Genomic DNA, 15,079 nt, shown 5'->3' on the forward strand with positions numbered 1-15,079 from the left:
ATAATAAGAATTTTTGTAGAATTATATTTTTAGGAGGGTGAGGTATTATGAATGAAGTAGATGTAGTTGATTTAAATAACAAACAATATAGGAAATTAATTAAAGTGCAAAGAGATGCATATAAAAAAATATTGAGTTTTTGCATAAATAATATAAAAGATATAGAAAAAGCAAAAAAAATAGAAAGGTATATAGAATCAATGGATAAAGCTATAACCAATGAATTGGAGAATATTAGAATAGATAATGAAAAATATATGGATATTAAAATGTAGTTATTTTGTAAACGATTAAAAATATTTTAAAATAAGGCTAACAAATAACTTAAAATATATTCACAATTAAAATAACTTAATGCATTTGTAAAAAAATAAATGTGTTAGGTTATTTTTTTATTTGTCTATGTTTTAGCAGCGTACTGATATATGCATAAGAAAAGTGGACTGAATAATTGGATATATCAACACATATTTAAAACATAGTCTTTTATTTTAAATTATTAATATTTAATATTAAACATAACTGTGATAAAATAGTTTGAAAAGAATTATGTGGAATTAATATTTTGTATTAAATTTAAAACATAGTCTAAAAATATTAAAAGATTAAGGTGGTTTACTGTTATGTCAAAGTTTAAAGAAAACAACTTTTTAAATACAGTTTTTTCTTTCTTAAAATCAAAAGAAGATAAAGTTGATCAAATCGAATTAAATGATAGTGTTGATAGCATAAATTGTCCTATAAAAAACACTAAAACATTAAACCGAGTATGGAAAAAGGATTATAATCCTTTAAGAAGCATAGTTTTATGGGGATGGGATAATAACAATAATCCAAGTTTTCTTATACTTTATGGAAAACATGAGTTTAAAAATACTCAAAGTGATGGAGAATCTGTAACTAGTATTCTTGAAGACGAAGTTAAATATTCTAGTTATGCTATATTTAATGGATGTGAAGGACATTTACCATCTTTTGAATCAGTAAAAATTATACAAGAAGATGGATATTATAATAGGAATAAAGATGAAGAATTTCCTAGAATGTATTATAAAAATGGAGTTGATTATAGTTGGTATTGGAAAAGAGATGAAAATTATTTAGTTAATGAATTCAAAAACTTAGAAGAGGAAAATAAAATAGTATTACCTTACTTTAAAGAAATATCATATGAAGACTGCGTGAAAAATGTACAAGCTAAAAATATAAGTTTTCCTAATTTTAGATTAGCTAATCATCCTAATGAAGTTTTAAATTTGGATGAAGAATATCATAAATACTATTTAGTTATTTATGATATGTTTAGCAATAAAAATATTTATATGAGAAAAAAAAGATTATCTCAATTAATTGAAAGCAATCCACCAAAGGAAATTTACAACTTACTTTTAAAACTTGGAAGTACTGAAATGATATCAGGTTTATTCTTAGAGTTTGCAAGATATAATAATTCATTATTAATAGAAGAAGCAAAAAATATTTTAAAATCAAATATAAATTGGGGCGGCGAAAATTATACAAAGGGTGTAAAACGATGTGTAACAATATATGTAAATACAATAACAGAAGAATTAAGACAAAAAAGAGAAAGCTTTATACGTACACATTTATCAGAAATGGATTTACATCTTATTAATATTAATGGTAAAGATATTCCTTCTAATAAAGTACTTGAAGGAGCACATTATAGAAAGTATGCAGCTCAAGAGCTCTTAAAAGAATACTATGGAAGATATGATTATGAAAAGGGTGAGTGGGTAGAGTCTAGATCTCCTCAGCGTTATAAAGAAGGGATTTACACTGATGGAGTAATGTTAAATACAATTGAATTTAAAAATACAATTCAAGAAGCAGAAGCATATGGATTAGCAGATGTTATTGGTAAAATAGCTTATTATTTAGATGCACCAAGATTAACATATTATTTTAAAGGTACTGGTAAAGGAAAAGAACTAAAATACTTTAAGCGATATGTAAGAAAAATTATGGATTCTTATGCAAAAAATGATGAAGAGAAATTTATAATAGCTATGAAATCTCTTCTAACAAGTTATACAAAGCATGATTATGTATGTAAATTTAAAGGGAATTTTCAATTCAATGATTTTATAAAATATTATTTATATAATGATTTTAAAGAAAAACCTCCAATAGGCTGGGATAATTGGCAAGCTAGAAGTGAGTGGATGCAAAATGATCAATTAATGAAACTTCAAGGGCGATATGAATTTGTTAAGGAAATATGGGACAATCACTTAGATGATGTATTATACATAGCTATAAATTCAAATATTAATCCAATATTTAAGGCATGTTATTATATTTTAAAAGACTCAGAAAGAACCAATGAACTTATAAATAATATGTCATATAAAGAGTTAAGTGATTTAACATTAGTTTCTTATGAACCACTTGCCAACATGTTTATGAACATTCTTACAGAAAAGTTAAATAAACTAGATGAATTTGATTCAAAATTAATGATAGATTTAATCAATAGTAAAAATGAAAATGTTCATGAGCTTGCTATTAGTTTTTTTGAAAGGACTAATGGAAAATTTAAATCTAGTGATATAGTGAATTTCATGTTTTTAAATGATCTTGATAATTGGATAAACTTATTTAAGGAAAGCATTTTATCGTTAAATGAAAAAGAGTATTTAAACTTTGTGAAAGAAATTATAGATAATTCTGATAGATTTAGAAAGACCAATGTTACTTTATCTAAAGAAATTAGAGACTTGCTTTCACTTTCAGTTAATAAACTTAAAGGCATATCTAATAATGAAAAGATGAATTTAATATCATATGTTATTTCATCAATTTTTGAAAAATCTAGTATGCCAGAGTGGGCTGAGATATTTGTAGAGGAAGCAATTTTTTCACTTTCATATGAGGAATTAGAGAACCTACTTAATGGAGTTAATATAAAAGATACACAAAAAGCAATTTCAGAAAGAAATAGACAAGTTGTTTCTCTATTAGAATCAATAAAAAATAATGAGATACCTAAGGATTCTCAATTAGTAAGTATATTAGAATCTGCTACAGCGCAAATGATTAAGATATTGTTTGGCATTATTGAAAGAAATAGTGAAACATTAAGTAAAAGATTTTCTACCCTATTAATTATGTTTGAATCTGATATAACTATACTTAATAAAAAAGCAGAAGAAATTTTTGAGAATATGATTAATGAGGAACAAAGGAAATTACATGGAATAATAATCGATTCTCCAGTAAACAAAGTTTATCTATTTGGAATTAAAAAATTAAAAGAGATATATGGCGACTTAATTCCTAAAGAATTTATAATTCAAATGTTAGAGCATACTTCAAGTGAAGTAAAAGAATATATTTCTAATAAAACAACTGAGATACTTGCAAACTTAGGTGATGGAGATGAGGAACTTTTTATGTATTATGTAAAAACATTGATATTTCTTCCTAATAGAATTTCTAAGAGCAAAGACAGTATATATGAGGTTATACCTAAATTTGCAACTAAATATAAAAATAAATTAAATGAAATCGAAGATATGTTACTAGATATCGGAGGTTCAAATATTATAGTAGATTCAGAACGTGCACTTATGGCATTAGCTAAAATAAGAAAGGGGGCGATGTCTCTTGAAGGTTAAGTATGAATATGCAAGTCCATCTATGTGTCTAAATAAAGGAAATGAAACAGTTTTGGGACTTAGTCCAGATCTTTCAAGAAATGAGAAAGTATCTTTTTTAGGTAAGTTAAAGCATCCACTTATTTTTAGAGATGCAATGCTTATGCTTCGTGAAATTGTTATTTCTGATATGAGTCAAAAAAAGAAAGAAAGAGTTGAATTCTTTGAGTGGCTTGACAAAGAAATTGAAAGAAGAATATTAAAACATGATGAGTATTTGCCAGAAATAAGAAATAGTCTTAATAATGATATGAATACATTATTAAATTCTATTGAGGATAAAAATAAAGAAATATTTAATTTAATTGATATTAAAAACAATCTAAAAAAAGAAATTGATAAACATGATATATGGAAAGATTATTATAAGATTGAAAAAGACTTTTGGAAATTTATAAAGGATAGAGATATGGACCTGTGGTTTGTTTTAGATCCTGTAATAACAGTTCATCCTGATCAAGTATCTTTTGAAGCATTTTCTGTAGATGAGTCTACATATGGATGTTTATCAATTGATATGGAAGAATTTGAATTACTACAAAAACCATCTTTAGGAACAACTAATATAGATTTTTCAGCTAAATTAGCTAAAGAAATTGAGAGATTTAGAACCTATAGTGATGTAAATCTATCTGTTAATCCAGAGGGTTTTGGAGTAGATAGTGGAGTAATGCCTGAACATATGGAAAAGAAAATAGAGCTTCCTGAGACATGGATAAAGGGGTTTAATCAAGTTTCTTCAGCTGCCAGTTTAGGTGGAGTGGATGTTGAGTTATCACCAATAGATATGTATGATATATGTTCATTTTTAAGAAGACATAAAGCAAAAGAAAGTCCAAGATATATGAAGTGGATATTAGAACCTGATAAGCCAATTAAAATTATTTTTGAACCTTTTGGAAAGACTCTTACTCTTAATTCAATTTATAATGGAGAAAAGAAAAGAGAAGAAAAAATATGGGGAAGAAGACGTTGGCTTGTTTTAGAAAAGATAATTCCTTTAGTTAAGTCTTTTAAAGTAAGACTTCTTGGATTTGGAATGCCACAATTTATTATAGGAGATATGGGAGCGATGAAGATGACTATAGGTTTCTCATCATGGTCTTCTAACGATTGGGTAAAAGGGACAGCATTTAACATATTAGGTGGATTTATTGGAGAAGGAAATTACGATAAAGTTTATGAATTATTAAAAGAAAAACGTTTTGCTTCAATAGATAAAATTTATGAAGATTTAACTGAAAGTTCAAAGAGTGAAAACAAAGCAGGAATAGGTATGCTTTTAAGACGTGGAGAAGGTTATTATGATGCAATAAATGACTCTGTAAGATTTAGACGATTATGCAATGAAGAAATTCCAAAAGAATTATATGAAACAACACCTATGGAATTAAAGGTCCAAGAACATATAGATGAAGGCATGGATAACTTTAGGGTGACAATGACAGAAGATAATGAGTTTATTTTTACACATTCGCTAAAGACGCCAAATCCTAAATATAAAAAGTGGAAATATTACAGGACAGATGATTTTAATAGAGAATTTGATTTTACAGAAACTTTAATAAAAATAGATCAAGAAGGGCAACTTTCAAAAGTTAAATGTGACTGTAGAGATTTTAATAAAGGACCTAGAAATATTTCAGCTCCTTGTTCACATATTTTAGCTTTATATTTAATTTCTACAAAATTTTTAAAGCTAAAATTAGAACCAAATAAAGAATATAAAATTAATGATATTATGGAGACGGTACTATGATGGAGAACCAAGAAAATAATAGAAAAGATTATAGAGAAGCTGTAAATGCAATGGGTAAAAAGGAATTTACCCTTATAAAGATGCAGGAATATGGGTTTTGGCCACAGAATCTACCTACCCCTTATGAAAGACAAGAAAATGAAACAAGTGAACAGTATGAAAATAGAAAAAATCTATTAGAAAAATATGAAAAAGTAATTGATGAAATTGCTAATTTATATGAAGAAAAAGACAAGATAAATTCAAAATTAATAGAACTTCAAAAAAAGTACGATGAAACATGGGATTATGAGAAAATAAGATTGGATGTATCTAAGACTATTATGGAGGAATCTATTGCAAGGCGTGCTGAAAGAAAAAAACAAAGAGAACTTGAAAAAAGACAGCGCTCAGAGGAATGGAAAAAAGAAAAAGAAGATAAAATTGTATTTATAGGAAAAGGATATTCTAGTTTACTTAAAGATAAAGAAACTCATAAGGAAAAGTTATTAGCACAAGATTTACCTATTATAAATGATGACAAAGAACTAGCTGGTTTTCTAGGAATAGAATATAAGAAGTTGAGATTTTTAGTTTATCATAGAGATGTAGTATCTGTTGATCATTATTATAGATACACTATTCCTAAAAAAAGAGGAGGAGTTCGTAATATTGCAGCTCCGAAATCAGTATTAAAGAATTCACAAAGAAAAATTTTAGATGACATTCTATTAAAAATTCCTACTAGTGATGAAGCTCATGGATTTTTAAAGGGAAAATCTGTAGTTTCAGCGGCAGAAAGTCATTTTAAACAACCTGAATTGCTTATTAATATAGATCTTGAAGATTTCTTTCCAACAATTACATTTGAAAGAGTAAGAGGAATGTTTAAATCCTTTGGATATTCTGGATATATTGCATCTATGTTAGCAATGATTTGTACATATTGCGAACGTATGAAAATAGAGGTTAGAGGAGAAGAAAAATATATAAAGACATCAAATAGAATTCTTCCACAAGGTTCACCAGCAAGTCCAATGATTACAAATATAATTTGTATAAAATTAGACAAAAGATTAAAAGGACTTTCCTCTAAATATAATTTTACTTATACAAGGTATGCCGATGATATGAGTTTTAGCTTTAATGGGGATGATGATGAATTAAATATTGGCAGATTTATAGGATTAGTTTCAAAGATTGTTAAAGAAGAGGGTTTTAATATAAACAAGGATAAAACAAAATTCTTAAGAAAAAATAATTGTCAATGTATAACAGGTATTGTAATAAACAACGAAGAAATTGGAGTACCTAAAAAATGGATTAAAAAATTAAGGGCTGCTATTTACAATGCTAATAAAGATAAAAATAATGGTGAAGTATTATCTAGTAAAGTTATAAATGAAATATCAGGAATGACATCATGGATAAAAAGTGTTAATGAAAAAAGATACAAAGCTATTATTGATTCTGCAATGGAGTTGATTAATAGTTAGTTATAAAGTTGTTTTAAAAATTATAATATATTAGGTTAATCACATTAGGGGTGATTTTGCTTTTATTAAAGGCTATGTTTTAAAACAGTGTTGATATTGTAGTATAAAGCTCATGGACAGAGGAAGTTACTTTAAGAACTCTAAAATAAAGCTTAGTCCAATTAATGCATGTTCCCAATCAAAGATTGTTGACAAGCAATTAATTGTACAAATCTTCATTAAGAGTTCTAAAAAGCAAATTCCAATGCCAGTTCGCCCTTATACTAAAATATCAACATTCACTTAAAACATAGCCTTATTAAAAGTTCAAAATTTGCTCAATGAATAAAATTTAATTTATATTTTAAATAACCGTATAATACATATACACGCTTAAGAAAATTAATAAACTGTGTAATTTTAAATTTAAATATGAACTAGACTAAATTTTATAGAAATAATAATAAGCTAACAGCCATTAGTATCATACCGCCTACTAGTCCATATATTGAAAGATGATGTTCCCCATATTCTCTTGCAGAGGGAAGAAGTTCATCAAGTGATATAAAAACCATTATACCAGCTACTGCTCCAAAAATAATACCTAATACCGCATTACTAATAAAAGGCATTAAGATTAAATATCCGATAATAGCTCCTAAAGGTTCAGATAATCCAGAAAGAAAAGAATATACAAAAGCTTTTTTCTTATTACCAGTAGCATAATAAACAGGAACTGATACTGCGATACCTTCTGGTATATTATGAATTGCAATAGCTACGGCTATTGGAACTGCTATAGATGGAGATTGAAGGCCAGAAATAAATGTTGCAAGCCCTTCAGGAAAATTATGAATTGCAATAGCTATTGCAGTAAATAATCCTGTTCTTAAAAGTTTGTTATTTGAATTAACTTTATTTGCATTTAAGTCTTCAACTTTATATATATCATGTGGATTTTCTCCAACTGGAATAACTTTATCAATAAGTGCTATAGTAAGCATTCCTCCAAAAAATGATACTACAGTAAGCCAAGAACCAGTCTTTATTCCAAATTGTTCTGTAAGAGCATCTTTAGCTTTAAAAAATATTTCAATCATTGATACATAAATCATAACACCTGCTGAAAAACCAAGACTTATAGAAAGAAATTTAGTATTAGTTTTTTTAGCGAAAAAAGCAAAAGCACTTCCTATGCCTGTACATAATCCTGAAAAAAGAGTTAATGAGAAAGCAAATAAAATATTATTCAATATAATCCCTCCTTTGTAAAAACAATATGTATAATTCAATTGATATTCAATATCAATTGAATTATATTTTATATTATAACTAATTAAAGAATTTTAATCAATAAGATTATTTTATTAAAAAAGTTAAAAAATGTTGAAATTTGGTTTTGTATATGGTATAATTTGATAAATAAGAAAATTAAAAAACATAGATTTTTTGGCCTTTATACTGTGGTGTTGCGCCATGGTGGAGATTTGTCAGACACACATCATTAGGTTGCGCGCAATTCGCTACGCTACCAATACTGTGCACATTAAAAATCGATCCTTCGGTTATGTGACAGTATTGGTGCTACGCTGAAGTGTCACAACCGAATATAAGAATTGTTAGCAAGAAATCTATGTGGTTGTAAAGAGACTATCTTTTATTTTTATAATAAAGATGGTCTTTTTTTTTATAAAGTACAGATACTATATATTAAAGAATGATAAAACAGAGTTGATAATAATTTAATAAATGAATTTTTAAAACAAGCTGAAAAGAGGATATTGCTATGAAGGTAATGACTTTTAATTTGAGATGTGATTTTATTTTAGATTTTAATAATAGATGGGGTGAGAGAAAAAACTTAGTGTTTGATATAGTAAATAAATATGATTGTGATATTATAGGTACTCAAGAAGTAACTGAGAAAATGTTTAAAGATATATATAATAATATCAATACATATACTATTGTAGGCAATCCAAGAAGTAAAAAGTTGTTTTCAGAGAGAAATGATATTTTGATTTCCAAAAAACATAAGATAGATAATTATAAAACATTTTGGCTATGTGATAATCCAGAAAAGATAGGAAGATCAAGATGGTATTCAATGTTTCCAAGAATCTGCACAACAGCCATAATTGAATTAGAAAATGGGAAAAGAATACGAGTTTGTAATTCGCATTTAGATTGTCTTTTGCCACAAGCAAGAGCACATGAACTTAAAAAGATTGCAGAGTTTATAAAGAAAGAACAAGAAAAAGAAAAAGAAGAACTTCCATTAATAATTATGGGAGATTTTAACGCTAGTCCTAATAGTAAATTAATTAAGAATTTTATAAATGGAGATATTTTCAATAAAAGACTTGTAGCTGTACAAGATATGAATAAGTCATTATATAATAAAGCTACTATGGGTCATTTTAAAAATAAAGAAAAGGGATCACATATAGATTATATATTTGTATCAGAAGAGTTTGAAATAATTGATGTAGAAATAGTAAAATATAATATTAATGGTAAATATCCATCAGATCATTATCCTTTGATGGCTGAGATAAATATTAAATAAAAAATAACAGTAGGTAAATTTATAATAAGTACAAATTTACCTACTGCTATCTTTATTCGCCTTTTGTATCTTTAGCTAGTACAATAGTTGCAGTTAATATTAATGCAGCTCCAATTACTAATTCAAAAGATAAATTTTCATCAAGAAGTAATACACCAAAAATTATGCTGACTATTGGTTCAAAAGTTCCTAAAATAGATGTTGATGAAGTTCCAATTAATTCAATAGCTTTAAGTAATAAAATTATAGATACTATAGTGGAGATTAATGATATTCCTATGTATGATCCTACTATTTTAGTATTAAAACTCAATACTATTGATTTTGTAAATAGACCATATGTAACCATACCTAGAGTAGCCCCTACACACATATATAAAGTTGAAATTTTATTATCTACTGATTTTATACAGTCAAGTCCTAATACAATTAAATTAATTGCATAAGCTACTCCGGAAAATAATGCTAAAAATATTCCTAATGTACTTAATGATTTACTTTCAAAAGCAACAAGAGAATAAACGCCTATGCCTGAAAGAAATAATGATATTATTTTTCTTTTACTAATCTTCTCTTTAAGAAAGACAAAACCAATAATACATACAATTGCTGGATATATAAAATGAAGAGTAGTAGCTAGTCCAGCACCTAAATAATTATAAGACATAAATAAAGTTTGTGTTGTAATAGTGTATGCAATAATCCCAATTGCTAATAAGATTAACATGGGTTTTCTTTCAATTTTAATTTTAACTTTTTTATATAAAAGATATATAAATATACTTATTGATGATAATAAAAATCTAAATATTATGACCGTTGTCGGATTAGATCCGTTTTTGTAAGCTATTGATGCAAATATAGGCATGAGCCCAAATGCTACAGATGATAAAATAGCATATAATAGTCCTCTATATGTATTCAAAAAAAGTCCCCCTCTTGATTTTGATAAAACTAATTAAAGATTATGTTTTTAAAGTAAATGTTAACATCATACTTTATAGATTATAATTAATTTTATTTTTATAATCAACAAAAATCGTAATACTATTAAAGTTAATATTAAGATTATTGTATAAATATTAATTTATAGCTTAGAATTATGTAGTACTAAAAGAAATTTTCTTTTCATATTATATAATATAAGATTTGAGGAGGAAAATTTTATGAATGATGCTTATGTCTTTAAAGAGGAAAATAGATATGAGAAGTATTGTGAGACAGTAAATATAGGAGACATAAATGCTAACTTTAAACCAAAAGAGTTTATAGAAAAATTTATAAAAAGCAATTACAACATTAAGAAGATAAATCTGAATTACACAGTATTTCTTGGAACAAATACCTTGGAAAATGGGAAGAAAATAGACTATTATTACAAACCATATATAATTTTAGAAAAAGATTTAGAAGAAAATTATGAAAATTCAGTTCAAAAAATATCCATGGCTGATATGAAGATAGCATCTGAAGAAGCACAAATAAGAAAAAATGACTTTATAGCTGATTATACTTATACTAGAGCAAAAAGTGATATAAGGCGTAGTGTTGTTGAATATGAAGAAAATCCATTGTTAGTTAAAATTATAGATAATGTTATTTATAATTATGAAAGAAAATTTATGAGAGAGCTAAAAATAATATCTATTGAATCATTTTTTAATAAAATAGTTCAAGAAGGTGAAATAGAAGTTAAGAATATATATAACACGTATGTAAAAATACACAATACATCGTATTATAAAGAGAAGTTTAGAAAAATACCTTCATTTAAAATAAGTAGAATAGGAATGGAGTATTTTTATAGTAAATATTAGCTTTTAAAAGACTATTAGATTAAATCTAGTAGTCTTTTAAAAGCTATTACACTTATTTTGAAAAATAAATGTAAAGAGATGTATAATATTTACGATAGATACATTATAAGTAGATTTAGCTATTAAGAATAATAATTTTAAAGAATTTATGGAATGTTTTTTGGGAGTTACTCATAATTGTGGAATATAAAAATAAGTAAATAAATTTAGATAGTTATATTTAAAAGTATAATTATATAGATTAAAAACTCATAATATATTTAATCAAGAAATAGACTATTTAATTCAAAGATACAATAATAAGGGGATATTAACATATGAGTAAAGTTGTTAAAAGAGGATATGTAGCTACTGATGAAAAAGAGTTTAATGAAAAATCACTTTTAAAATTATATAAGGCTGGACAGGATTTATATTATCTTTTAAATCAAAGATATAACATAAAAAGTGCCTCGGTGTTTATAGGAAATCATTATCTATTATCTGAACGTCAAAGATTAGCTTTAGTAAGAGCTGTTTCTGCAAAAAATAGAATTTTAATCAGAAAAGCTAAAGAAATTAAAGGCAATTTAGATGGATGTGTTGTAAATATAGATGGATTTAACACCATAATAACATTGGAAGTTGCATTATCTAATTCATCTTTATTAAAATGTATGGATGAAACAATTAGAGATTTGGCAGGATTGAGAGGCACATATCGTATAATAGATAAAACTGAAACAGCAATTACACTAATTGGAAAAATGTTAGAAGAAAATAAAGTGAGAAAAGCTATTTTTTATTTGGATGCGCCAGTATCTAATTCAGGAAAGTTAAAAGAAAAAATATTAGAATTATTAAGTGAGTTTAATTTTGATTTGCAAGTTGAAAATATCAACAATGTTGATTCAATATTAGAAACTTTAGATAATGTTATAACAAGTGATGCAATTATTCTTGATAAATGCAAAAGTTGGCTTAATTTAAATAAAAAAATTATAGATAATAACATTAATGACTATACATGTATTGACTTTTCTTTATTAAATGATTGTAATAAAGAGATGTAAAATTATAAGTGTTACTCTATAGATATTAAAACATATCTATAGAGTGTTTTTTTTATAATATTTTTTCCTTAATATTATTTTTATTACATGGGCATAATATATGTGAAGCAAATTATCATTATAAGGAGGAATATTTATGGAACATAAAAGAAAAACTTCAGATAGTAATAGTGCTTTGAATTGGTTAACAAGATTAGCACTAGTTGTAATCATTTTAGGAATAACATCATTTTTAACACCAGGATTTAGTATTAATGGATTATGGTCATTTTTATTGGCAGCGGTTGTAATAACGGTATCAGATTATGTAGTAGAAATGTTTATGGGAATTGATGCATCACCTATTGGAAAAGGTGTAAAGGGATTTATAATTGCTGCTTTAATAATATATTTAGCACAATTTGTAGTTCCTAATATGAGAGTATCTATGATTGGAGCATTATTAGCATCTGTAGTTATTGGGATTTTAGATGCAGTATTGCCTGGAAGGGTAATGTAAAAATAAATATTAATTTACAAAATTAATTAGGACTCTAAAAATAGAGTCCTTTTTATTGTTTAATTAAAATAAATTCATTAATAGTAACATTTGTTACATAATTAATTGAGTAAAAAATGTATACTTAAATTACAGCAAAACATTAATATAATAAATTATTCAATATTGGAGGAAAAGATATGAGTTTATTTTTAGGAAAAATTCATTTTTGGTTATTTAATAAGATTTTATGGTTTGAAGGATTAGAAAATGAAATAATTGATGTTGCAAAAAGCCAAGGATTAGATATTTCAAAATTACAAAGAGAAATTGAAGGTAAGTATGGAGATAAGCTACCGAATAAACCTCTTGATGAAATTATAGATACAAGTAATATTCATGGATGGTTACAAGAAAAGATACATTCATCAGAAGGAAGAGTAGCGGCTTGGACGACTATCATAATAGATAATAATATAGAAGCTAAAACAAAACTAGAACAAGTGTATATTAATCAAGGGATCATGGCAGCAAAAGAAGTTAAAGAAGAGGGATTTATCTTAGATAGTGCAGAAGATATATTTAACAAAGTAAATGATTATATATTAGATGGAATGCCATGTGACAGAGTAAATGAAATTATAAATAGTAATGAAAATTTTGTGGAATGGACTAGAAGGAATTGCGTACATAAAGAAATTTGGGATAAAGAAAATGGTGATGTAGACTACTTTTACTTTTTAAGAAGTTTATGGATTAAAGCTTTTGTAAATGAAATAAATCCTGAATTTGAGTATATAGAAGAGATCACTGGTATAAAATCTATAAAAAGAAAATAAGAATTTTTGTAAAAAGGTAGATGACTTATGTAAAAGTTATCTACCTTTTTGAAGCATGTTATATTTAAATGTCAATTTTACTTATTTGTTTATATTATTAACCAATTTATTTTTAATCTAAATCCAACATCTTTAATATGCAAAGTACAATAATAGCATATATTTTTACCAGGTGATTATTATATTAAAATTGCTGCAGAGCTAGGTAAATACAAGAGTTATATAGGTTGAGGAATGAGAATAATAATATTTAAAAATCACTTGGTAAAATTTTTATAATGTGTTACTATTACTGTATTAGAGGAATTTTAACATTTTAAGAATGGCTTATTTTCAATGGATTAACATTAACATGAGATGTATTTAAATACTCTAAACTATTTACTTGAAAACAATATAGCAAAAGATTAACATTAACATGAGATGTATTTAAATTCTACAGGAGCTTCATTGGAATGGATTAATAAGAGGATTAACATTAACATGAGATGTATTTAAATAATGAAAACAAGATTAGATCCTATGAAGCTTCTAAAAGATTAACATTAACATGAGATGTATTTAAATAAATATTGCTAGAGCATGGTTTACTAATCCAAGAAAGATTAACATTAACATGAGATGTATTTAAATATTTTAACCACCGTTTTATTTGATACTATTAATATGATTAACATTAACATGAGATGTATTTAAATGCAGTTCCAACATCGAAAAAACTTTTTAATGCATTGATTAACATTAACATGAGATGTATTTAAATTGTAATTCTTATGGTTAATAGTACTTATTTTAAAAAGATTAACATTAACATGAGATGTATTTAAATACTTTCAAACATATAGTCAAATAAAATTGGAGGTTGATTAACATTAACATGAGATGTATTTAAATGATACATTTACTTCTCCAGGATATATAGATTTAAGATTAACATTAACATGAGATGTATTTAAATCGTATATTTTGTTCAATGTATTTGTAATAGTCTTGTGATTAACATTAACATGAGATGTATTTAAATTCAAAATAAATATCATGGCATTGTAACCATAAACCAGATTAACATTAACATGAGATGTATTTAAATTATTTTCTCATATAATCACTTCCTTAATATAATTATGATTAACATTAACATGAGATGTATTTAAATTTGTCCAATTAACTAAATTACAATAGAATAATATAGATTAACATTAACATGAGATGTATTTAAATTTGGTACGGTGTAAATCAAGTTACTTCAAAGAAATTTGATTAACATTAACATGAGATGTATTTAAATAGAAGGTTTAGATTTTAGTTGTTCTACTATCCAAGGATTAACATTAACATGAGATGTATTTAAATTCCACTGCAGCTGGAATGTTCAGTTTTTCAGTATGGTTTAACCTTAACATGAGATGTATTTAAATGTAATATAATAAT

General features: G+C 25.7%; 11 protein-coding genes and 1 CRISPR repeat array. Of the genes, 9 read left to right on the forward strand and 2 right to left on the reverse strand.

What is annotated here, in order from left to right; translation table 11 throughout:
* Positions 1 to 47: 47 nt before the first annotated feature.
* The 4 genes from NG918_RS16035 (at position 48) to NG918_RS16050 (ending at position 6,914) form a co-directional block, all read left to right on the forward strand.
* Positions 48 to 275 carry a hypothetical protein gene (locus NG918_RS16035; RefSeq protein ID WP_252212171.1) on the forward strand — a complete coding sequence of 76 codons (228 nt, stop codon included), beginning with the start codon at positions 48 to 50 and terminating at the stop codon, positions 273 to 275.
* A 348-nt stretch (positions 276 to 623) separates the two neighbouring features.
* Positions 624 to 3,641 carry a hypothetical protein gene (locus tag NG918_RS16040; RefSeq protein WP_252227034.1) on the forward strand — a complete coding sequence of 1,006 codons (3,018 nt, stop codon included), beginning with the start codon at positions 624 to 626 and terminating at the stop codon, positions 3,639 to 3,641.
* Entirely contained in the window at positions 3,631 to 5,439 is a 1,809-nt protein-coding gene (locus NG918_RS16045; RefSeq protein ID WP_252227036.1) for an SWIM zinc finger family protein, read from the forward strand. Before NG918_RS16040 ends, NG918_RS16045 begins: the two co-directional genes overlap by 11 nt.
* Entirely contained in the window at positions 5,436 to 6,914 is a 1,479-nt protein-coding gene (locus NG918_RS16050; protein WP_252227038.1) for a reverse transcriptase family protein, read from the forward strand. Before NG918_RS16045 ends, NG918_RS16050 begins: the two co-directional genes overlap by 4 nt.
* 428 nt (positions 6,915 to 7,342) lie before the next feature.
* Here the strand turns inward: NG918_RS16050 and zupT are convergent, their stop codons facing one another.
* Positions 7,343 to 8,146, reverse strand: coding sequence for a zinc transporter ZupT (zupT, locus tag NG918_RS16055; RefSeq protein WP_252212175.1), 804 nt, complete (start codon positions 8,144 to 8,146; stop codon positions 7,343 to 7,345).
* A gap of 533 nt (positions 8,147 to 8,679) precedes the next feature.
* On the opposite strand from zupT, the gene NG918_RS16060 reads away from it, so the two are divergent.
* On the forward strand, positions 8,680 to 9,462 hold the full coding sequence (locus tag NG918_RS16060; protein WP_252227040.1) for an endonuclease/exonuclease/phosphatase family protein: 783 nt from the start codon (positions 8,680 to 8,682) through the stop codon (positions 9,460 to 9,462).
* A 52-nt stretch (positions 9,463 to 9,514) separates the two neighbouring features.
* Here NG918_RS16060 and NG918_RS16065 read toward each other — a convergent pair whose 3' ends face one another.
* Complete coding sequence (locus NG918_RS16065; protein ID WP_252212177.1) at positions 9,515 to 10,387, reverse strand: DMT family transporter; 873 nt, start codon at positions 10,385 to 10,387, stop codon at positions 9,515 to 9,517.
* A gap of 241 nt (positions 10,388 to 10,628) precedes the next feature.
* Here NG918_RS16065 and NG918_RS16070 point away from each other — a divergent pair, with 241 nt between their 5' ends.
* The 4 genes from NG918_RS16070 to NG918_RS16085 all read left to right on the forward strand — a co-directional run bounded on the left by NG918_RS16070 (position 10,629) and on the right by NG918_RS16085 (position 13,648).
* Positions 10,629 to 11,279: a hypothetical protein gene (locus NG918_RS16070; protein WP_252212178.1), complete on the forward strand. Its 651-nt coding sequence runs from the start codon at positions 10,629 to 10,631 to the stop codon at positions 11,277 to 11,279.
* A gap of 317 nt (positions 11,280 to 11,596) precedes the next feature.
* Positions 11,597 to 12,331, forward strand: a complete 735-nt coding sequence (locus tag NG918_RS16075) for a DUF434 domain-containing protein (protein WP_252227043.1) — start codon at positions 11,597 to 11,599, stop codon at positions 12,329 to 12,331.
* Positions 12,332 to 12,467: 136 nt separating this feature from the next.
* Positions 12,468 to 12,830 (forward strand): phage holin family protein, encoded by a 363-nt coding sequence (locus tag NG918_RS16080; RefSeq protein WP_252212180.1) that lies wholly within the window; start codon positions 12,468 to 12,470, stop codon positions 12,828 to 12,830.
* Between the two features lie 179 nt (positions 12,831 to 13,009).
* Entirely contained in the window at positions 13,010 to 13,648 is a 639-nt protein-coding gene (locus tag NG918_RS16085; protein WP_252212181.1) for a hypothetical protein, read from the forward strand.
* Positions 13,649 to 13,987: 339 nt separating this feature from the next.
* A CRISPR array of direct repeats spans positions 13,988 to 15,066; the repeat unit is 30 nt; unit sequence GATTAACATTAACATGAGATGTATTTAAAT.
* Positions 15,067 to 15,079: the final 13 nt, after the last annotated feature.

This window comes from Clostridium sp. ZBS2 (assembly GCF_023845855.1).
GTDB classification, from domain to species: domain Bacteria; phylum Bacillota; class Clostridia; order Clostridiales; family Clostridiaceae; genus Clostridium; species Clostridium aquiflavi.